This is a genomic window from Thermosynechococcus sp. HY596 (assembly GCF_030518715.1).
GTDB lineage: Bacteria > Cyanobacteriota > Cyanobacteriia > Thermosynechococcales > Thermosynechococcaceae > Thermosynechococcus.
Window position 1 is genome coordinate 1,612,884 of record NZ_CP130346.1, and the last position, 20,740, is coordinate 1,633,623.

Consider the following 20,740-nt stretch of genomic DNA (forward strand, 5'->3'; position numbering starts at 1 on the left):
AGATGGTTTGGCGGGGCGATCGCAAATTTTCTGGGTGGATGCATATCCCTAACAACAGCAATGGATAACCAGATGTATACCCTTGCGAGGTGATCCCATGAATCTTCTCCAAGAACTCCTACAAACCGTTGAAATTGGCACTCCCCAAACCTTTGGTGGCATGACGCTGTTTCCCCTGCTGCGCCCGATTGTGGCAGAACCCGACTATTGGACGCTGACGGAAGCAATGAACCAAAACCTGCTAAAGATTACCGAGGTGTCTGAAGGGGGGCATGTGCCTGAACTCCTGTGCCATAACTGGGGCGATCGCTCGGTACTGCTTGTGGATGGGGAAGAACTCGTCGGTGCCAAGCAAAACCGTATTCTTAACCTCACAGTACTTGTACCTGCCCACACTGATCTGAAAATTCCCGTCTCCTGTGTTGAACGGGGTCGCTGGCACTACCGCTGCCGTGAGTTTGCCGCTGCTGATCGCGCCTACCATGCCACAGGGCGCGCCAAGAAACTCCGCTATGTTACAGAGTCGTTGAAACACAGGGGAAGCCGCCGTGCTGATCAGGGGGAAATCTGGGCGGATGTCGATGACCATCTGCTTTTCTTTGCTTGCAAGTCCGCCACCGATGCCCTCGCTGATGTTTATGAAAAAGAAGCCCACTCCCTCGATGAGTACGTCCAAGCATTTCGGGCGATCGCCCAGCAGATTGGTGCGCTTTTCGTCGTGCACGGTCAAATTTTGGGCTTGGAACTCTTTGACTTCCCTGCTACCTTTGGCAAACTGCTCCCCAAATTCAGCCGCAGCTACGGCCTTGAAGCCCTGAAACCCTCTCTTTCTCACGGTTCAGAAGTCACAACTGCCGATGCTAAAGCCTTTTTGACGACTGTGGCGGCTGCAACGGCTGAAACCTTTGAGGCCTTGGCCGAAGGCACGGATGTGCGGCTCACCCATCCCGAAGTCATTGGTAGTGCCCTTGTGGCCAAGGGGCGGGTGGTGCACTTGAGCGCCTTTCCCACCGAGATCACCCAGTCCAAACGCCGGCGGTCAGGTTGGGAAATTTAAGTCCTAGGGACAATTGCTGCGCCCCGGTGCCGGCACACACAACTCCCATTCCGCATTGAAGGGTTCGTAGCCGAGAGCCACCCCCGCCCGTTCTGCTTGGTAGCGCACCTCCTCAAAGCAGTCAAAGCCATCGGGGCGCACGGCAATGATAATGTACTCGCGATCGCTCTGACGGCGGAGATTGGCCAACAAAATGGCCAGCGTGGAAGTGGGCTTGCCGAGGTCTGCTTTGGACACCAGCACCTTTTGGGGATGGATGATCACCCCCTCGCGACGGCACTCCAGATAGCGGGGGGTACGCCCGTCATTTTGGGCATTTTCCCGTGCCAAAATTTGCACATTGGTACGTTCTCGCCCAAGGCTACTAGCACTAATCACCACCACCAGCAGGATCAGCGTGCCAATGGTGCAGGCCAAGATCGAGAGGAAGGGAAATAAGTCCAGTTGTAAATGGTGGGATTGACGCCGCCGCACAGCCTGATGCCTTACATAATTTTGGGCACACGGAAAAAGTCATCCTCGCGATCCGGGGCGATCGCCAGTAGATCCTCGCGATTTGGCCAAGGCTCCAACACATCGGGACGGGTTACATTACTGACTTCAATCGCACGGGTCGTCGGTGGAATATCCGTGACATCCAGTTCACTCAATTGGTTCACATAGTCAAGGATGCTATCTAGTTGCTGGGTCAGGGCTTCAATCTCGCTTTCCTCAAGGGCGAGGCGAGCCAAGTGAGCCACCTTGCGCACATCCTCTGCGGTAATGACTTTTGTTGCCATGTGTAATCCCTTAGAAATAAACATCCATCCTGGAGCGACCCGTGGTCTTCAGCCAGTTTTGCGCCTCGATATAGTTATTGGGCGCCAGTTGAATCGCCCGTTTCCAGTAGTCTGCGGCGCGATCGAAGAGTTGTTCAGCCTCCTCGGAACGCTGTTGCTCCTCTGCCTGTGTGCCCAAGTAGTGGTAGATCACCGCGATATTATTAAGGGCTTGGGGCATGCGGGGATTGAGTTCAAGGGCTTGGTGATAATACTCTAGGGCTTTTTCATGATCGCCGTTACTGGCGTGGATCAGGCCAATGTTGTAGAGAATGTAGCTGCGATCGTTGGGGTCTTCCTCTAGTTCTAGGGCTGCTTGGTAGTTCTCCAGTGCCTCGGCATATTCCCCGTCCGCTTGGGCAGACATGCCATCGCGATAATAGGCAAAGGCGGTTTTTGACTGCGAACTGGTGGGCAAGACCTTGAGAATGAGGTCAGCCATGACCGTAAAGGTTTTGTCAATAAAATTGTCGTTCCGTTGTGATCGCGGCATAGGGCTTCCTTGAACGGTCTCTTGCTTAGTGTATCAAAAGCACTCCCAAGGGCGCCCCCTAGCCAATGCCTAAGATTTGTAGCATTCCACCAAGAAGCCCCTACCCCAGACCTAAGATCGTCATACAGCCCTTTTCTTGAGATGTGGCGTGTACGAATGAGGAGAGCATCCTATCCTCCAGCAGTTTTGACTGTTTTCAGCGTGTGCCATCCTTGGGAAAAGGGCTGTAGTGGCCATCCGTGCCCTGATGCTCACCAGATGTTGGGAGTTTAAGATTTATGATTGAAAATATTCTATTGGCAGACTCAGGAACTGGACAATCCGAACAAATGCTCAAGTCGCTGATGGAGTTGCCAGCGATTCAACGGGCTGCCGTCACTGTTTTGCACGTGATTCCACCGAAAATTACTGCCGAGGAGATGGCCGAACAACGTCAAGCGGGTGCCAAACTCCTAGCGGAAGCCGTTGCTCGACTGCATCTTGACCCAGTGATTAGTGTCAATACCATGCTGCGGGAGGGGGATCCCAAAGATACCGTGTTGCACGTGGCCGATGAAATCAATGCCGACTTAATCATCATGGGATCGCGGGGACTCAAGCGCCTGCAATCCATTCTCGAAAACTCCGTCAGCCAGTATGTGTTTCAACTGTCTTCCCGACCGATGTTGCTGGTGCGCGATGACCTCTTTGTGAAGAAAATCAACCGCATCATGGTAGCGCTCAATAATTCCGCCGCAGCCAAGGCCTCCTTGGACTTAGCCGTACGCCTGATGGAGGGGGTCAAGGGCGGTAAATTGATTCTTGCCCACGTCAATCCCGACCTCAAGGGTCATGCTGATACCCCCAGCACGGCTGCTGAAAAAGATCCGATTCTCTCGGAAGCCTCAACGGTGGCCAAGCAGCGGGGTGTGGAATACCAGTGTGTCCTGACCACCGGTAAGCCCGGTGAAGAAATCTGCCGCATTGCTGCTGATACCAATGCCGATCTCCTCGTTCTGGGTTCCCCGGATCGGCGTCCGTCCATCGCCCGCAGTTTGCCCGATTTAGATCGCCTCTTGGGCACCTCCCTTTCAGACTATGTGCGGGTCTATGCTGAGTGCCCCGTGCTCTTTGTGCGACAATTGGAGGCGTAGTCTGGGCTAGCGGCGGTGAGCCTTTTTGATGATCTGCGCTGGCAGGGCGATCGCCAGTGGCGACAATTGGGTGAAGCCCTTGAGTACAGCTTTCGCCAACTCTTTCGCCAGCAAACGGAGCCATTTTGGCAGGACTCCCCCTCCTTAGAGGCATGGCTACGCTGGTTCTTGCAAGGGGTCTTGCTCGTTGGCCTTGGACTCGCCCTCTATTTCCTAGGGCGCAGCCTGTGGCGATGGTGGCAGCAGCGATCGCGATCCTCCTCAGCAACACTGGTTTCTACCCTTGAGGAGCGACCGCGGCCTGTGCGCGAGTGGCTGGAACTTGCTCAAGACCTGCAATTGGCGGGGGATTATGGGGGTGCTTGTCGTGCTCTCTACATGGCCTTGCTCTATCGGTTGCAGGAGGCGGGCTGGCTACGGCTACAGCCCCACTGCACCAATGGCGACTATCTACGGGAATTGGAGCGACTCTTTCAACTGGGGGAGCGATCGCCAGCCGTGCGGCGGAGTATTCAGCACCTCTTTCAAGTTCACAGTCGCAGTTACTATGGCGCCGAGGCGGTGGATGCCCAAACCCTAGCCACCTGTCAAGCCGCCTATTTTGAGGTGGACCCCTTCCTGCGGGAGCGCCAGCAATGATCACGATCAACCGTCGCCAGTGGTTTTTCCTCGGCTGCGCTGTCCTTGTGCTGCTGGTGGTCGGCCTCCTGATTCTGGCGGTGGCGCCCAGTAGCCGCGCTGGCTCCTCCTTTGATGCCTCCCCTTGGGGCACGCAGAAATTTTATGCGTATCTACAACAGCAGGGGTTCCAAGTGGCGCGTTGGCAGCGGGACTATAACTACCTCAAGGGTCAAGGGCACGTTTTCATTCAAATTAGTGGTCGTCCCATGAGCTGGCCACCATCCCTTGTGGAGTGGCTGGCCCAGGGCAATACGCTGGTGCGCTTTTACTGGCATGGGGAACCCACCGCAGCCCCCTTTGTACAGCGCCTCTCCACTCCCCAGGGCAATGTGTTAGTTGAAACGCGCCGCCGCGTCCCCCGCCAGCGGGGCGATCGCCCCCTGCTCAAGGATGATCATGGTTCAATTGTCTATCTCAGGGAAGCCACTAGTCCCCAGACCCATGGACAACGAATCCTTGGGGTCTATCCTTGGCTGGTGGCTAATGTCTATGGCGGTGACCCCCCCCTTGCGAACTTTGCTGTTGTGGCCGAGATTTTGCAGAACGTGGTTACGCCGGGGGCGACGATATACTTTGATGAATGGCTCCACGGCTACCGCCAACGCACTCCAGAGGATGTGGTCAGGGAGACGGTGCCTGAAACCCTCTTCGACTACTTCAGTCGTACCCCTTGGCTGGCTGTGGGGGTGCAATTCAGCCTCTTGCTCCTCTTTTTGCTATGGCAGCAAAGTCAACGTTTTGGCCCACCCCTATTAGAAAAAGAACCTGTGGCCAGTAATAGTGCCGCCTACATTGCAGCCCTCGCAGGCGTTCTTGAGCGGGCACAGCAGCGGCACTTTGTCCTAGAACAGCTGCAAGATCGCTTTCGCTATGATTTAGCCAACCAACTCGGCCTTGCCGCCAATCCTCACCATCTGCCTAGGGATTCAGAACTCATTCAGGCATGGCAGACCACAACGGGGCGATCGCCGCAACACCTGCAAGACCTCCTCAGTATTCCCCACAGCATTGATGATTCCCAGTTACTCAAGTGGCTAGAGCAGGCCGGCAGTGCCCTACAGGCTCTGAAAAGGGCTGTCTAATGATCTAGCCCTTCGGCTTTGTCTTCACACACACAGGTCCATAGACAAGAGTTTGGCAAGCCAAGCGATAATTCTCTGGCTTACGGCGGAGCTTGCGTTCTTCCACTGGTGTGCGGGGGGAAAGGTTTTCCATACCCTCGACGATCTCAACAATACAGGTGCCACACTGGCCGTAGCCCCCACAATTCAAGAACTTGCCCTTGAGGGTGTAGAGGTCAACCCCCGCTTCCATTGCTTTTAAGCGCAGATTCGCGCCGTTGGCAGCAATAATTTCTTTGTTTTCGTTAACAAACTTAATATTTGTGGCCACAAATTCAGCTTTGCTTGCCATAGGAACCTACGCTAGTTACCATTCTTAATACATTCTCATTTTGGCAGAAAAACTGCCCAACCGTAGCTGAAGTTACGGGTAAATTGGCCGTTAAACTCTTAGTAGGGAAGCGGTTATGACCGTGATCCGGCTGCTTAATAAAATTTGTTCATGCAAACGCTAAATTTTTGTATAGGAGGAGCGTAGTCAATGGGACTACCTTGGTACCGAGTCCACACTGTCCTGATCAATGATCCAGGGCGGTTGATTGCGGCCCACCTGATGCACACGGCATTGGTCGCCGGTTGGGCAGGGTCGATGGCTCTTTATGAGCTAGCTATTTTTGATCCCAGTGATCCCGTTCTCAACCCAATGTGGCGGCAGGGAATGTTTGTGTTGCCCTTCATGGCACGGTTGGGGGTCACGGGGTCTTGGAGCGGTTGGAGTATTACTGGCGAAACAGGGATTGACCCCGGTTTTTGGAGCTTTGAGGGGGTTGCCCTCGCTCACATCGTCCTGTCAGGTCTGTTGTTCTTGGCGGCCTGCTGGCACTGGGTCTATTGGGATTTGGAACTCTTCCGCGATCCTCGCACCGGTGAGCCTGCCCTCGACTTGCCGAAAATGTTTGGCATTCACCTGTTCCTTGCCGGTTTACTCTGCTTTAGCTTTGGTGCTTTTCACCTGACCGGTCTCTTTGGTCCTGGGATGTGGGTCTCTGACCCCTATGGCTTGACGGGCAGTGTCCAGCCTGTGGCACCCGAATGGGGACCCGATGGCTTTAATCCCTACAACCCCGGTGGTGTGGTTGCTCACCATATCGCCGCAGGCATTGTCGGTATTATTGCTGGTTTATTCCACCTGCTGGTACGTCCACCCCAACGACTTTACAAAGCTCTGCGCATGGGGAATATTGAAACGGTACTCTCCAGCAGTATTGCTGCCGTCTTCTTTGCTGCCTTTGTCGTTGCCGGCACGATGTGGTATGGCAGTGCCACCACGCCCATTGAACTCTTTGGGCCGACTCGCTATCAGTGGGACAGTGGCTACTTCCAACAGGAAATTAACCGCCGCGTGCAGGCCTCCCTCGCCAGTGGCGCCACCCTTGAAGAGGCTTGGTCAGCCATTCCAGAGAAACTGGCCTTCTACGATTACATTGGCAACAACCCCGCCAAAGGAGGTCTCTTCCGTACGGGCCCGATGAACAAAGGGGATGGGATTGCCCAAGCTTGGAAAGGCCATGCCGTCTTCCGCAACAAAGAGGGTGAAGAACTCTTTGTCCGTCGCATGCCTGCCTTCTTTGAAAGCTTCCCCGTCATCCTCACCGATAAGAATGGCGTTGTCAAAGCCGACATTCCCTTCCGTCGTGCCGAGTCGAAGTATAGCTTTGAGCAACAAGGCGTGACCGTCAGCTTCTACGGTGGTGAATTGAACGGCCAAACCTTCACCGATCCACCCACCGTTAAGAGCTATGCCCGTAAAGCTATCTTCGGTGAGATCTTTGAATTCGATAAGGAAACCCTCAACTCCGACGGGATTTTCCGCACCAGTCCCCGTGGCTGGTTTACCTTCGGCCATGCGGTGTTTGCCTTGCTCTTCTTCTTTGGTCACATTTGGCATGGTGCCCGCACGCTGTTCCGCGATGTCTTCTCTGGGATTGATCCCGAACTGTCGCCGGAGCAAGTGGAATGGGGCTTCTACCAAAAAGTGGGCGATGTCACCACTCGTCGCAAAGAAGCTGTCTAGTCATTCCTAGGGGACTACTATGGAAACCATCACCTACGTTTTCATCTTTGCCTGCATTATCGCGCTGTTCTTCTTTGCCATCTTCTTCCGTGAGCCTCCTCGGATCACCAAGAAGTAGCCTCTGATCCATCAGCGAATAGGTCTTTAATACTTGCCGATCGCCCCTGCGGTCGGTTTTTTGATTTTTATGTGATGCTCAAGAGATGATGCCTGCCGATTCCTGAATCTTTCGCTCTTGAAGCCACGGTTTCTGGTACAGTCTTTATGGCACGGTGGGACGGCCAAGCTTGTTGTCTGTCAATCGCTAAGGAGAAACCTCTGAGTACCCGAGTCATTATTGTCCGCCACGGTGAAAGCACGTTTAATGTTCAGGAGCGGGTGCAAGGTCACAGTGATGCCTCTTCGCTCACGGAACGCGGTCATTGGATGGCAGCCCAAGTGGGTCTCGCTCTACGGGGCATTCCCATCCGCAAGATTTACACCAGTCCCCTGAAACGGGCAACGGAAACCGCAGAGGGCATCCATGCTCAGCTCCAAGACCCGCAACTCAAGCCACCCCATTCCCTTGATTTACTCAAAGAGATTGCGCTGCCCGCTTGGGAAGATCTGCCCTTTGCCGAAGTGAAGGCACGGTTTCCCGAGGACTATCGCCGCTGGCAGGAAGCCCCAGAAACCTTGATGATGAAAATCACCACGGAGAGTGGCCAAACCAAGGAGTTTTTTCCGCTATTGGATCTCTACGATCGCGCGGGCATGGTTTTGGAAGCGCTGCTGACGGCTCACGAAAATGAAACCATTGTCATTGTCGGCCACAGCGGTATGAATCGTGCCCTGATTTGCACGGGTCTCGGCTTGGGGGTCAAGGGCTATTTGCGGCTGCAGCAGGCCAATGGCGGCATTAGTGTCCTCAATTTCAGCAACGGCTTGCGACAACCCGCACAACTAGAAGCCCTCAATCTCACGAGCCATCTTAATGATCCCTTTCCGCAACCCCGTTTCAAGGAGCAAACGCTGCGCATCTTTTTGGTGCGCCATGGTGAAACCGACTGGAATCGCGAGGGACGCTTCCAAGGGCAAATTGATGTGCCCCTGAATGAAAATGGCCGTGCCCAAGCGGCGGCGGTGGCCGAGTTCCTCAAGGCGGTGCCCTTTCACCATGCCTTGAGTAGTCCCCTACGGCGGCCCAAGGATACGGCCTTGGCGATTTTGCAGTACCACCCTGATGTCGAGCTAGCGCTAGAACCAGCCCTTGCCGAGATTAGCCACGGGGATTGGGAGGGCAAGTTTGAACCGGAGGTGGCGGCGGCCTATCCGGGGGAACTGGAACGCTGGCGCACAACCCCGGCCCTGGTGCAAATGCCCAATGGGGAAAACCTCGAACAGGTGCGCGATCGCGTGGTTAAGGCATGGGAAGAGTGGCTGAAGCGCTGGAAAACCAATGCTCCCACCCCCCACAATGTTTTGGTTGTGGCTCATGATGCCACTAATAAGGTCTTGCTCTGCCACATTGTTGGCCTAGGCATTGAAAACTTCTGGCTCTTTAAGCAGGGCAATGGCAGCGTCACGGTAATTGACTATCCCATCAAGGGCGGTCTGCCGCGATTGCAGGCAGTGAATATCACCACCCATTTGGGGGGCGTGCTGGATCGGACGGCGGCGGGAGCCTTGTAAGCCATGGTGTGGCGACTGTTGCAACAGGTGCGGCTGCTGGATCCGGTCAACCGCCAAGATCAACGCGCCGATGTGCTGCTGGCGGCGGATCAATTGGCGGCGATCGCCCCCCAAGAGGTACCCCCTGATACAGAAGTGATTGATGCTTCAGCTTGGGTGCTGGCACCCCCCTTGGTGGATCTCTACAGCCACAGTGGTCAACCCGGTTATGAGGCGCGAGAAACCCTTGAGACACTCTTGGCCGCTGCCGCTGCCGGTGGGGTTCAGCATTTAACCCTCTTACCGACTACAAACCCCGTGATTGACCATCCTGCTGTTTGGCAAGCGCTGCAACAGGAGATACCAACCACCGCTTGGTCACAGGTACGGGTTTGGGGCGCACTCACCCAAGGATGCCAAGGGACGGCTTTAACCGATTTAGCGGAACTAGCCGCCAGTGGGGTAGTTGGCTTTTGTGATGATCGGGGGTTGACCCATTGGCCTTTGGTGCAGCGGGCACTCACCTATCTCCAGCCCCTAGGCAAACCCGTTGCCCTTTGGCCCTTTGACCCGGCCTTGGCCGCCAATGGGGTGGCGCGGCAAAGTGGGGTAGCCACTCGTCTCGGATTGGTGGAGCAACTGGTCTGCTGTGAAACCATTCCCCTATTGGCGATTTTGGAATTGGCACGCACCGTCTCAACCTCCATTCACCTCATGCGCCTGTCAACCGCTCGCAGTGTCGAGATTCTCGCTAAGGACAAACCTGAACAGGTCAGTGCCAGTGTGTCGTGGTTACATTTGCTCTTTACGGTTGAGGATCTAGCCAGTTACGATCCGCATCTGCGCCTTGACCCGCCCCTAGGAACGGCCAGCGATCGCCAAGCCCTGATCGAAGGACTCAAAACGGGGGTTATTGAGGCGATTGCCATTGACCACACCCCCTTGCTCTATGAAGAAAAAATGGTTTCCTTTGCCGAGGCACTCCCCGGTGCCATTGGTCTCGAATTAGCCCTACCCGCCCTCTGGCAGGAACTAGTAGTGAATAATACCTTGAGCGCCCTTGACCTCTGGCACGCCCTCAGTACGGCACCGGCGCGGATTTTGAGCATTGAGCCACCCCGCCTCGAACTGAACAGTCGCCACTTTGTGCTTTTTGATCCAAACGTGACTTGGACAGTGACGCACCAAAGCCTGCGATCGCGCGCTCGCAATACGCCCTTTTGGCAGCACTCCCTGCGGGGTCAATTAGTGCCCTTTTCACCCAGCATCAACTCTGGCCGCACCCACTGATCAAATTCCTCAGCCGTGAGATACCCCAATTCCACCGCCGCTTCCTTCAGGGTTTTACCTTCGCTGTAGGCCTTTTTTGCGACGGCTGCTGCCTTGTCGTAGCCAATGTGGGGGTTCAAGGCCGTCACCAACATGAGCGATCGCTGCAAATGGCGCTGAATTTGCTCCCGATTGGGTTCAATGCCCACGAGGCAAAACTGGGTAAAGGCTTCCCCGGCATCACTCAGCAGTTCAATGGAGCGCAGCACATTGTGAATGATCAGGGGCTTATAAACATTGAGTTCAAAATTCCCTTGACTGCCCGCTATCCCCACTGCGGCGTCGTTGCCCATCACTTGCACACAGACCATCGTCAGGGCTTCACATTGGGTGGGATTCACCTTGCCGGGCATAATCGACGACCCTAGCTCATTGGCGGGTAGGATCAGTTCTCCTAGACCACAACGGGGGCCTGAAGCCAACCAACGAATATCATTGGCCATTTTCATCATCGCTGCGGCCAATGTTTTCAGGGCACCACTGAGCATCACCAAGGGATCATGGGCGGCCAAGGCAGCAAAGGGGTTCTCGGCTTTGCAGAAGGGATACCCCGTCATTTGGGCTAATTCTGCCGCCACGCGATCGCCAAAGCCGGCGGGGGCATTCAAACCCGTCCCCACGGCCGTACCGCCAATGGCAAGGGGATACAGATGCTGGAGTGCGTACTCAATATGGCCTTGACAGGCAGCAATTTGACTGGCATAGCCCGAGAATTCTTGGCCAAGGGTGAGAGGCACGGCATCCATTAAGTGGGTGCGCCCAATTTTAATAATGTCGGCAAAAGCGGTGACCTTTTCCTGCAATACGGCCAGTAAGTGCCGCAACATCGGCAGCAGTCGCTCCTGCAGCTCAATCACTGTGGCAATATGCATCGCCGCCGGAAAGGTGTCATTAGAAGACTGGCTACAGTTCACATGGTCATTGGGGTGGATCGGAGTTTTGCTCCCCTTAACGCCCCCCGCCAGTTCAATGGCACGGTTGGCAATCACCTCATTCACATTCATATTGGTTTGGGTACCGCTGCCGGTCTGCCAGATGGAAAGGGGAAACTGATCATCCCAGCGCCCTTCAATGACCTCATCGGCTGCTTGCATAATCCATGCTGCTTTATCGGTAGCTAAAACCCCTAAATCGCGGTTGGCGATCGCGGCTGCCTTCTTTAGCCGTGCCATGGCATGAATAACCTCGAGGGGCATGCGCTCGTGACTGATGGGAAAATACTTTAGGGAGCGCGCCGTCTGGGCACCCCAGTAGCAGTCCGCTGGTACCTCAATGGCGCCGAGGGAGTCGTATTCTAGGCGAGTTGCAATTGTCATGATTCGTCATACCGAGGGGGAGAACCCATCTCTCATCATTGCAGAAGAAGAGCCAATGCTTACCTTAGACCTATCAGAGATAGAGTGGCAACAACTGAAATAGTCTAAGTCAATATTCCGAGTCAGAGAACTTAGCGTCGGGAAATTTGGCTGGGAATGATTTAAGTTATATTGTAAAGCCGATTTTATTGCCTGATCTCTCATCAAATCAAATGAATTTACCAGTGCTCATCTAAACATAATCTCCGGGTCGTCGGAGGGCAATCAAAGGATTAGCATGTTCAATCTGATAGTTAGGGTATCGTGTTCTAGCATCTGCCACAGCTTCTATCCATTCAGTATGCCGATCGTTCCACAAGGGATGGCGGATAATTCGAATCACACTGTTGTTTCTCTGATTTTTCACAAAACCAGTTAGATTAGCAAACTGAGTAGGACTGCCATAACCAAGGTGTTGAAAAGTTGTAGAAATTGCACCAGTTACTAAACTTTGCCAAGGATTAGGGAAATTCCCCCAATTAGAGGCTAAGTCTATAGTAACGGATGAGTCTCTGACCAATCGAGCCATATCCAAAGCCAATCGCCAGTCTAGGAGACCATGATAGGCAAGATTTCGATAATCCCGCAAACAGTCATTACAAGAAGTATCACAGTTTCTGCCGTGACCTTGAGAATTCAGCCAACGGTAGGCTATTGACAGAGAATTATTAGGGTCTGATTGAGCCATGACTTTCTCAAATTGATGAGGATTGGCTAAAAAATTGCAGTAGCCTGCACCATTCTCCAAACTGTCACAGAGAAACGCTTGGCCTACAACTTTGCCATCTTGAGCTAATGTACGAAATCCTGCTTGCAATTCCAGCGGATCGACATCTAAATAAGCAGAGGCGGCAATCCTGAGCCAAAAAGCGAAGGAATACCATGCCGCTCTCCCTTCTACCGTCATTGGATCAGCAAATACCCCCTCACTCCACCGGGCAATGTTTACCAAGAGAATGTCAGTTCTGCGCCGTGAAAGAAGTGCAATTTTATATTTCTGCCCTGAACCAGTAACACGATCGCTCCCTTCAATGGCATCGGCAACTACATAAGCTCCTGATTTGGGGTTACCGAATACTGAGGCATTTTGAAAATCGAACCCTCCCCTCCCGCCATTATCATTGATTGAAATAATGCGATCGCTTACAGAAGAAACATTAGCGTTCAAAACTAAGATTGGATTACCAGCAGGAGAATTGATACTAACAGTGGGGCGGGTCGAGCGAGGTTGCCACTCAAACTGCCCATCATAATCCTCTGGTTTCAAATTCGTAAAAAAACCTTTTGGTTCTCTAGCATCCAAAGATCGTAAACTTTGTTGATGGCACACAGGGCATTCAAAAAGTTGATCTATTTTACTGCCAGTAATAGATTGATCAGGTTGATAGGGATAAACTACGGCTTGACAATTACTGCATAACCCCAGTGCTTGGTTAGGCTCAGATAAAGGGGGCGAAAAACCAGGCTTAACATCAACGTAGTTACCATTGTTTTGAGGTACTAACTCCACAACTCCACAGGCGGTATGCACTGCTCTATCTCTTACAGTCTGAGAACCTGGCGCAAACTGACCGATCGCTATATCCAAATCACGATCGATGGTTTCTTTATTTGACCATTTGGTGTAGAGAAGCCTTACCCTAGTTGGAAAGCCAAACATAGGCAAGTATCCTGCATTTGCTAATCGCTCGCTCAAATTATTTTGAGTGTAGGTAGCATCTGCCACAATACGATCAATTTCAGGAATAAGGTCATTACGAAGATAAGTCAGAAATTGAGAGTCTTCTGTGCTTAAATCAACTTGGATTTTTAATGCCTCTAAAATAGATAGAATTTTTGACTTATTAGAATTATCCTGCAACCAAGCAATAATCTGAGGTTTGTATTTATGCCAGTCTTCAACTTTGCCAAACTCACCATGCACGCTATCAGTTAGCTCCAAAGAGCTACTAATCCCTTTTTCTTTAAATGACTGTCGTAAAACTTCCTTGATCAACACTCGCCTAAAAATCTCCTCACTACGCATATCCACATAGGGTGGGGGAGGTGGATCACCCGTAATGCTCTCTGGACGCTGGAAATAAAAATCGTCATGACTTCTACCCCTACAGAAAGTAACCGCTAGAGAAACTCCTGCACTACGCCGTCCTGCCCGTCCTACCCGTTGCTGATAGTTGAATCTGCGGGGGGGCATATTAGACATCATCACCGCCAATAACGCTCCAATATCAACACCAGCCTCCATTGTGGTCGTTACGCTTAAAAGATCAATGCCTTGAACCTTGGGAATTTCTTGACTGATGAATACATCTTGAAACCAGCGCTGGCGTTTTGGTCGCTCATCCTTATCCGTTTGTCCTGTGAGTTCTGCCGCATTCATCCGAAAAGGATTCCCCGACTGCTCCGAAAGATAAGTGTAGTAATCAAAATCCGATCTGCTTTGGCTAGGTTCAAGCCTTACTATTGGCGCATTTTTATTTTTGGAAGTATTGCATTCAGGACAAATTCCACCCGCAGGATGAAGATAAAAAGCATTGCATTGGGGACAGCGATAACCGGGGCGAGTGCCATCACTATTCAATTGTGTAGGAGGAGGAGGTACAAGATAAAGTCTGTCTGGATCGAGAACAAGACTCTCACTACTAGCTATGCCTGCATTAGAGCCAGCAAGCTGTTTTAGAACATCAGCGGAAGAAACATTAGCGATACAGTTGCAATATCTTTCAGAATAGCCGGGTAAGTTTTGATTAGTCCCTGGATGGAAATAACTGGAGTATCTATGAAGTCGGCGGATACCTAATTGGCGAATGACAGCATCCACGACTTGAACCAAAACATCAGAGGCATTCCCGACAGGTGAATAGCTAACCCACGCTTGTCCAATATTCTCAAGTACCCTAGCTGAATGAATGAATATAGCGTACATCATCTCATCAGCTAATTTTGCTTCTAGGCGATCACAATGATTAGTCTGTTCAGGAGTAATAGGATATACTTGAACCACTGGTTTGCCCCAGTCATCTGGCCAGTCATAGCACTCAAACCAAGGATGCCATTCTTTTCCAGCGCCCTGACCTACTGAGTAGTTTAGAGCACTGAGATCAGTCCCCCCTGGACAAATTCCATACTGCAATAAAGAGTCTCTTAATTTGCGCCTTAAATCCAAGAGGGGGACACGATTTGGATAATCTCGGAGCATTCTTAGCCATTCACTTCTTGCCGATTCGTTGGCAGAAGGAAGATTCCTAATCCAAGAAAGTGCCTCTGTTGTGAGAGTAGGATAGGCATTAGCAAAGCGTTTGTACCGCTCCATGTCATCTGATGAATTAGGTAGATTCAGATCATTTCTCAGCCTAGGATTCAAATCTTCTATTCTGTCAAGAATATCTTGGTTCGTGCAGGTTTGTTTCACAAATGATAATAAATCTCCCCAATAATCCTTAAAGGATTGAATTAGTAGTAATCGCACCATATCTCGATAGTGATCTCGCTCCATCCCCGCCGCCAGTTTTGCCGCATCTTGACGACTATCAGAAAAAATCACCAATTTACGAGGAGAACGAATACTTTGAGGGGCAGGTGCAGGCATTTCTCTCAACAAGCCGCCTGCAATCACCTGACAAGCCTTCTGAAAACCTGTGCGATGGGTATGCAGTGGAGTTGGAAATATTTTTCTTCTGCTGTAGTCTGCATCACATCGGGGACACTTACTCGGAAAAGCGGAAGCTTCATCTGAGCCACTACCCATCACTTGATAAAGCCAACCTGGTACCTGATTTTTCCTTGGCGGTGTATTCGACTGATCAAGCATTCCAGTTACATGATCTAGTTTTGCTTTAGTCCATTTACACTTAATTCCATTGTGAGTCCATTGCTCATCTTGAGGTTGAGTTTCCCAAGGATTGCGATCATTAGGTAGGGGCCAAAAAATGCGATAGTTGCCATACTTTTGACTTAATATAACCGCATCTGGAATTCCTTCCAAGTCAGGTTGATCGGGAGTGAGAATTTCCACAGTAGTATTTCCTACCTTTCTTGTAGCTTTGTATCCGCCCACTAGGACTTCGCCACAGACTTCACAAACAATTAAATCTAAGACACGAGAACCGCAGGAGCAAGATAAACTATGGTTGGCATGAATTGCTCCTATAGTTGGTCTACTTGGTTTTGGCTGACTATTTCGTAACTCTTGATCAACGGCTGGATCGGTACAATTGGGATTAGTACAAGCCCAAAGATTTTGCAAGTTATGGAAAAATAAATGACCTCTCACTGGTTGGGGCGATCGGCCGTTAGCCAAGGTACTCATTCCCAATGCCATTAAAAATCCTCGCATAGCATCAGAAGTAAGCTGTCCTAGTTCTCTAGCATTGGGAAAAAGCTGATCATCTAAATCTCTTACATCAGTAGCACGAACACTACCATTGACGGCTCTACAAGCATCTCTGATAGCATCTGCCGCTTCTATATTTTCTAGAGCTTCACCCAGTTGTCTGCGTGGGTCAGAGTCACTACTGAAAGTTCCTAAATTTTCTGCCAAAGTAGTTATGTATGGCAGTGATGATTCAATATCAGGTGGTTGCATGGGACGAAATGGATCGGGCTGAACTGAGCGAGCAAACTGAGCAAAAACATCGCTATATTGATTGATATTTAACCGTGCTCCTTCTCTAGGTGGAGTTTGCTCCCCAGTAATCAAACTAAAGTCCCCCCGACCAAAAAACTGCCGCAGAAAGTCGTTTCCCTCTTGTCCTGCTTCTAAACTAGCTGTGGTCGTTAAGATTCTCAGTTGGGGTGAATCAGCAGTTAAACCGAGGCGATAGTATAACAGGCGAAGGATGTAGGCAACTTCTGTACCCGGTGTACCCCGATAGGCATGCAGCTCATCAATAATTAAGTAGAATTTATTTTCTGGATTACTTTCTAACCATCTCTTTGTAGCATCAAATATATTGTTTTCGATACTTCGCATCATCATGATATTCAGCATTGAATAGTTGGTGATCAAAATATCAGGGGGATGGTCTTGCATATCCCAGCGCGATCGCATTTCACCACCATCTAATCTTGGAAAGTAGAAGCGTAAATCTGGCATGTCATTAAGCAGTGATGGATCACTTTCAATACCACTTTGAAGATTTTGATATTCCTGTTCCATAGTTCGCATGATAGTTCTTAATTCATTCAACTTGACTGAATTGGTTACCTGCTCATTTCTACGGTTTAGCCTAGTTTTTGTTCCAGGTACAGGGGTAAGCCCTGTGTAGCGTCCAAAGGTAATGCGGTTTCCTGCTCTAGTACGATCGAGCCATTCATGCACAGTAGGACTATCTAAAACTTTGCGTAATCGGCGTAATTGGTCTTCTACCAAAGCATTCAAGGGATAGAGAATCAAGGCGCGTACAGCCGCAGGACGAGTTTCATGGCTCCTTTGAGCAACCCAATCACCACGAGGATTATCAGTTTCATCCCACCAGCGTTGATTTGCAGGTTTAGCATTAGGTGCTGTCCAGCTTTGAGATTCTTTGGCTAACTCAGCTAAAAGTGGCAAGAGAAAGCACTCTGTTTTACCCGATCCTGTTCCCGTTGTAACCACAATATCTCTTTGATTAACAATCGCCTCTTGTAAACTTTGCCATTGATGCTGATAAAGCTGAATTCCATCATCAAAGAGAGTTTGTCCAAGTTGGTCTAACTCTTGATATTCTCTTGGTAAATTTCTTGCGGCATCAGACAAGCTCATGCCTGATGAGGGATAAATTGGTACTGGCTCAACTAATGGTGGAATAGTCAGGACAGGATTATGGGGATCACGAAGAAATTGCAAGCGGCGATCGCGTTCTTTGGCTAGGGCAGGATACCGCAAGGGAAATGCACTCTTGATGTAAAGTTGATAAATGCGATCAAGTCTTTGATATGTGCCAAGTAAATCATGCATAACTACTGCTCAGTTAGTGTAATCTTGAGAGCTTTTGAAATTTCTCTAGCCAGCCGTGAACTAATTCTATTATAAATCAAGAAGCCATCTCGGTAGGTAGGTAACATGCCAGATGCCATAACTAAATGAGATTCATAAATCTCTGGCAACCTTTGAGCCATAGGAATTGCCAAAGTTTTTTCTTGGCGATCGTAGTAAAACTCAACATTCTGCCCAAGAGATAGAATTGCCAAAAATCTTAATCCATACCAATCTCCTTGTAACCACTGATCTCTGTTTTGATCGTAGAAAAAACTGTACCTAAGCTGTGAAGTAGAGTCCTTTGCCAAAAACTGATAAAACCCAGTTTGATTTTGAAAAGTACAATCAACAAAGTCTGTTCCATCAAATCTCTTCAGATCAAAATTAAAAGTGAGGATACTGTCAATTCTACTCAAACTATTCTGCCAATCATTAAGGCTGAGAATACTTGGAGGTTGAGTAAATTTAATAGAATATCCATAATTTTGCATCCTTTGAGCTAAAATTTCATCCGTAATTTGACTGGACAGTATCAGCTTAATTCTGCGAGGTGCTTCCCCTCTTGGCTGATGTCTTTCCTCTAGTGATCCAAATTCTCTAAGCCTCTGTAAAAAGCGATGGCTACGCTGACCATGAAGTAAAAAAGTCTGATCGCTAGGTTCAGAATCAGTACCCACATGTACTAAAGAGGGCGGATTAACTTGCCATTTAGAGCCATTATCAGAGGTAATTAAATGATTCAGTAGTTTTAGCCGCCTTAAAATGCGCTTTGGCTCAGGGAGATCAAGAATTTCACAGGTTTTCTTAAAGGATTCCCATGTGCCGCTTCCTGAAGCAGATAGCCAATAAAGCAGATGTTCATGCTTAGTTGAGAATTGTCTAATTTGCTCATCGCTGAGGTTTTGAGTGTTTGTACTATCAACCAAGTCTAAAGGACTCTCACGAATAATTTTTTGTTGCGATCGGTATGGAATAGGATTTGTGTAATCTTGGACATCATGTGCTGCCCCAACCATTGGTTTAATATCGTCAATAGTAAATTGGTTGCGTTTCTTGTCAACAGGAAAATTAAAAAAAATTTCCTTTAAGTCTTTAATAAAACTATCTACTTCAGATGGAATATCCCCCATTTTTATGCTCTCAATGGCAACAAAAAAGTAATATTCCCCTTTTGGTTTTTTTTCGATTCTTAATAATGGTATGTACTGTACAAGATTTCTAGACTGAACTGACCTAGATATAACTTCGATTAGCTGTTCGGGTTTTAATTTATTTGTCCTTTGCTTAAATCCCATATACCATCTCACTAATCTTTGTCTACTTATTCTCTCTTGTCTGGATTGGGTCATGACTAACTCCTTGCTGATTAAGCACTAAAACTTGTAAAATCAATTTCATCCCATGTTACAACTTTTATTAGTCCCTGAGCAGATTGCCCTGAACAGGTGGCACTAACTATAAAACTACCTTGAGTCAAATTGGGAATTGAATGCCGTTGATTAGTTGAAAAAGACTGATCAGAGTAAACCGTTTCGTTGGTAGTAATGTTGGTAATCTCTACCGCAACGGTTGGATGAAATGCAAATACTGTTACCTGTGGGAGATGATCACTGATCCATGTATTATTCTTCTTGGGTACTCTTAACCCTCCTGAAAAACTAATAGATAGCGATGTTTTCGGTTGTAGTTCATTTTTCAATTCTGCTGATTGAATAAATACTGCATCCCATGCTTTAGAAAGGACTTGACACTGATAAACCTCATACCAATCTGAGTTATCACCAAAAACTAGATATTTTGTATCACGATCGCCTTCCCATTGAATTAGGTTTTCATCTCTCAATCTTTGTAAATCTGTAAATAATGATTCCCTAAAAAGGATAATAAACTGCTCTCCCAATTTTGGACTACTCCAGCTTGCATATACCCCTGATTCAGGGTTATCTGGATCGGGTACTAATATCCAAAAGTCTCGCTTGGGTAAAATTAGCTTCTCAACTTGGGTATTGGGATTTATCTGATATGTTTTGCCTTGGGATATTTCTTGTCTCAACAAAGGTTGTCCGATCGGTAAATACCAGCCCGCTCTATCTTCTCGTAAATCCCATCGTTCTCCATTGACTTCTACTGTTAATGAACCAAGCGATCGCCCTTTTTGTTGCTTTGGATACAGGTAGTACTCAATATTTCCCAGAAAATCTTCAGTGCGATATATCCCCGTGTACAACTGGTGACTCCATTCCCTATGCTTTGTTCCACCAGTTAAGGTGCTTGGTGATCCTTTCGCCAGCCAATCTTCATAAGTTTCATGAATTGCCTGAGCTACTGATTCATAGCGACTACGATCATCTATTAACTTTTTGAGATGTTGAGTAAATGTTGAGTATTCACTAGCCACTTTCGCAAATAATGTTTGCTCATCCCATCTTGTTTGCCATTGCTTTTTAGTAAAGAGTCTTATTAATCGATCCTTGTCTGTATTGCGAAGTAATGATTGAGATATTGGATAGTTGATGTATTTTCTTTGCTTGCCAGAACCTTCTTTAGCAGTTGGAATGAAGCCCTGCTCAAGCAACCACCTATTCCATGTTTCCCATAACACTTTCTCGGGAGCATCTTCATTTTGTTTTATGTGTAATCCCTTTGGCCTGCTGGGTTGCCCATCTTTAGGTAAATTTAATATCTGCCGAAACCTAGAGAAGTAATTAGTCTCGTCTAACTTACTGTCTTCATCTTCTGCCATTTGGTTTGCCGCCAAGACCATAATTCCTAAAAAAGCAACCCCTTTCGGATAGCCCCAATCGTCTAAGCCTGATACAGTCTCTAAGTCTATTCCTTCACCCTTTACTACGACGTCCCTCACAGCTTGGCAGAAATTTGTGACCCATGATTCATGATTGCAGTCGCGATTGAAACTGTTGCCAATTTTCCCTAAGGTATCATCATCAAGGCTCAGGTAGATTTTTGTACCATATGGCACATTCTGGGTGAAGTAGCTGATGATAGACGCATTCCAGTCAGAATAATTGCTCATCCTCGCCGTCACTGAATTTTGATGATATGAGAAGTTTAGCATACGATCAGGATCAGAAGTGTTGAATCTTGCAAGAAAAATTAACATCCTAAGTGA

Annotated in this window: 16 protein-coding genes; 8 read left to right on the forward strand and 8 right to left on the reverse strand. The window is 49.1% G+C overall.

The genetic code is table 11. The features are described 5' to 3' along the window. The first annotated feature begins 97 nt into the window (after nt 1-97). On the forward strand, nt 98-1,057 hold the full coding sequence (locus tag QYC28_RS08045) for an ARPP-1 family domain-containing protein (RefSeq protein WP_302679277.1): 960 nt from the start codon (nt 98-100) through the stop codon (nt 1,055-1,057). Between the two features lie 3 nt (nt 1,058-1,060). On the opposite strand, the gene QYC28_RS08050 is transcribed toward QYC28_RS08045, so the two are convergent. The 3 genes from QYC28_RS08050 to QYC28_RS08060 are packed head-to-tail and all read right to left on the reverse strand — an operon-like array spanning nt 1,061 to nt 2,368. Continuing rightward, nucleotides 1,061-1,531, reverse strand: a complete 471-nt coding sequence (locus tag QYC28_RS08050) for a hypothetical protein (RefSeq protein ID WP_149819820.1) — start codon at nt 1,529-1,531, stop codon at nt 1,061-1,063. Nucleotides 1,532-1,542: 11 nt separating this feature from the next. Continuing rightward, nucleotides 1,543-1,836 carry an Asp-tRNA(Asn)/Glu-tRNA(Gln) amidotransferase subunit GatC gene (gatC, locus tag QYC28_RS08055; protein ID WP_286625270.1) on the reverse strand — a complete coding sequence of 98 codons (294 nt, stop codon included), beginning with the start codon at nt 1,834-1,836 and terminating at the stop codon, nt 1,543-1,545. A gap of 10 nt (nt 1,837-1,846) precedes the next feature. Continuing rightward, nucleotides 1,847-2,368: a photosystem I assembly protein Ycf3 gene (locus QYC28_RS08060; RefSeq protein ID WP_286625271.1), complete on the reverse strand. Its 522-nt coding sequence runs from the start codon at nt 2,366-2,368 to the stop codon at nt 1,847-1,849. Between the two features lie 278 nt (nt 2,369-2,646). Between QYC28_RS08060 and QYC28_RS08065 the strand changes: the two genes are divergently transcribed. The 3 genes from QYC28_RS08065 to QYC28_RS08075 are packed head-to-tail and all read left to right on the forward strand — an operon-like array spanning nt 2,647 to nt 5,264. Further along, complete coding sequence (locus tag QYC28_RS08065; RefSeq protein WP_149819826.1) at nt 2,647-3,501, forward strand: universal stress protein; 855 nt, start codon at nt 2,647-2,649, stop codon at nt 3,499-3,501. A gap of 15 nt (nt 3,502-3,516) precedes the next feature. Next, entirely contained in the window at nt 3,517-4,140 is a 624-nt protein-coding gene (locus QYC28_RS08070; protein WP_302679278.1) for a DUF4129 domain-containing protein, read from the forward strand. Next, nucleotides 4,137-5,264 (forward strand): DUF4350 domain-containing protein, encoded by a 1,128-nt coding sequence (locus QYC28_RS08075; RefSeq protein ID WP_302679279.1) that lies wholly within the window; start codon nt 4,137-4,139, stop codon nt 5,262-5,264. The genes QYC28_RS08070 and QYC28_RS08075 overlap by 4 nt, the downstream gene beginning before the upstream one ends. Nucleotides 5,265-5,268: 4 nt before the next feature. Here the strand turns inward: QYC28_RS08075 and QYC28_RS08080 are convergent, their stop codons facing one another. Beyond that, nucleotides 5,269-5,595, reverse strand: coding sequence for a 2Fe-2S iron-sulfur cluster-binding protein (locus QYC28_RS08080; protein ID WP_286625277.1), 327 nt, complete (start codon nt 5,593-5,595; stop codon nt 5,269-5,271). A 189-nt stretch (nt 5,596-5,784) separates the two neighbouring features. Here QYC28_RS08080 and psbB point away from each other — a divergent pair, with 189 nt between their 5' ends. The 4 genes from psbB to QYC28_RS08100 all read left to right on the forward strand — a co-directional run bounded on the left by psbB (nt 5,785) and on the right by QYC28_RS08100 (nt 10,257). Continuing rightward, a complete protein-coding gene (gene psbB, locus QYC28_RS08085) occupies nt 5,785-7,317 on the forward strand; it encodes a photosystem II chlorophyll-binding protein CP47 (protein ID WP_149819834.1) in 1,533 nt (510 codons plus the stop codon). A 19-nt stretch (nt 7,318-7,336) separates the two neighbouring features. Next, nucleotides 7,337-7,435: a photosystem II reaction center protein T gene (locus tag QYC28_RS08090; RefSeq protein WP_011057371.1), complete on the forward strand. Its 99-nt coding sequence runs from the start codon at nt 7,337-7,339 to the stop codon at nt 7,433-7,435. Nucleotides 7,436-7,581: 146 nt separating this feature from the next. Next, nucleotides 7,582-8,988, forward strand: coding sequence for a histidine phosphatase family protein (locus tag QYC28_RS08095; protein ID WP_149819836.1), 1,407 nt, complete (start codon nt 7,582-7,584; stop codon nt 8,986-8,988). 3 nt (nt 8,989-8,991) lie between these two features. Then, entirely contained in the window at nt 8,992-10,257 is a 1,266-nt protein-coding gene (locus tag QYC28_RS08100) for a dihydroorotase (RefSeq protein ID WP_286668581.1), read from the forward strand. Here the strand turns inward: QYC28_RS08100 and fumC are convergent. From fumC to QYC28_RS08120, 4 genes are all read right to left on the reverse strand, one after another. Beyond that, nucleotides 10,209-11,612 carry a class II fumarate hydratase gene (fumC, locus tag QYC28_RS08105; RefSeq protein ID WP_302679280.1) on the reverse strand — a complete coding sequence of 468 codons (1,404 nt, stop codon included), beginning with the start codon at nt 11,610-11,612 and terminating at the stop codon, nt 10,209-10,211. The two genes, QYC28_RS08100 and fumC, sit on opposite strands and share 49 nt — an antisense overlap. Before the next feature lie 232 nt (nt 11,613-11,844). Beyond that, nucleotides 11,845-17,589, reverse strand: coding sequence for a DEAD/DEAH box helicase (locus QYC28_RS08110; RefSeq protein ID WP_302679281.1), 5,745 nt, complete (start codon nt 17,587-17,589; stop codon nt 11,845-11,847). 2 nt (nt 17,590-17,591) lie between these two features. Then, entirely contained in the window at nt 17,592-18,959 is a 1,368-nt protein-coding gene (locus tag QYC28_RS08115; protein ID WP_302679282.1) for a hypothetical protein, read from the reverse strand. 17 nt (nt 18,960-18,976) lie between these two features. Further along, nucleotides 18,977-20,731 carry a hypothetical protein gene (locus QYC28_RS08120; protein ID WP_149819846.1) on the reverse strand — a complete coding sequence of 585 codons (1,755 nt, stop codon included), beginning with the start codon at nt 20,729-20,731 and terminating at the stop codon, nt 18,977-18,979. Between the last annotated feature and the right edge of the window lie 9 nt (nt 20,732-20,740).

Coding starts and splice junctions, on each gene's coding strand:
- QYC28_RS08065 (WP_149819826.1), top strand. CDS start 2,647: ATGATTGAAAATATTCTATTGGCAGACTCAGGAACTGGACAATCCGAA.
- fumC (WP_302679280.1), bottom strand. CDS start 11,612: ATGACAATTGCAACTCGCCTAGAATACGACTCCCTCGGCGCCATTGAG.
- QYC28_RS08080 (WP_286625277.1), bottom strand. CDS start 5,595: ATGGCAAGCAAAGCTGAATTTGTGGCCACAAATATTAAGTTTGTTAAC.
- QYC28_RS08115 (WP_302679282.1), bottom strand. CDS start 18,959: ATGACCCAATCCAGACAAGAGAGAATAAGTAGACAAAGATTAGTGAGA.
- gatC (WP_286625270.1), bottom strand. CDS start 1,836: ATGGCAACAAAAGTCATTACCGCAGAGGATGTGCGCAAGGTGGCTCAC.
- psbB (WP_149819834.1), top strand. CDS start 5,785: ATGGGACTACCTTGGTACCGAGTCCACACTGTCCTGATCAATGATCCA.
- QYC28_RS08045 (WP_302679277.1), top strand. CDS start 98: ATGAATCTTCTCCAAGAACTCCTACAAACCGTTGAAATTGGCACTCCC.
- QYC28_RS08120 (WP_149819846.1), bottom strand. CDS start 20,731: ATGTTAATTTTTCTTGCAAGATTCAACACTTCTGATCCTGATCGTATG.
- QYC28_RS08075 (WP_302679279.1), top strand. CDS start 4,137: ATGATCACGATCAACCGTCGCCAGTGGTTTTTCCTCGGCTGCGCTGTC.
- QYC28_RS08060 (WP_286625271.1), bottom strand. CDS start 2,368: ATGCCGCGATCACAACGGAACGACAATTTTATTGACAAAACCTTTACG.
- QYC28_RS08110 (WP_302679281.1), bottom strand. CDS start 17,589: ATGCATGATTTACTTGGCACATATCAAAGACTTGATCGCATTTATCAA.
- QYC28_RS08090 (WP_011057371.1), top strand. CDS start 7,337: ATGGAAACCATCACCTACGTTTTCATCTTTGCCTGCATTATCGCGCTG.
- QYC28_RS08095 (WP_149819836.1), top strand. CDS start 7,582: ATGGCACGGTGGGACGGCCAAGCTTGTTGTCTGTCAATCGCTAAGGAG.
- QYC28_RS08100 (WP_286668581.1), top strand. CDS start 8,992: ATGGTGTGGCGACTGTTGCAACAGGTGCGGCTGCTGGATCCGGTCAAC.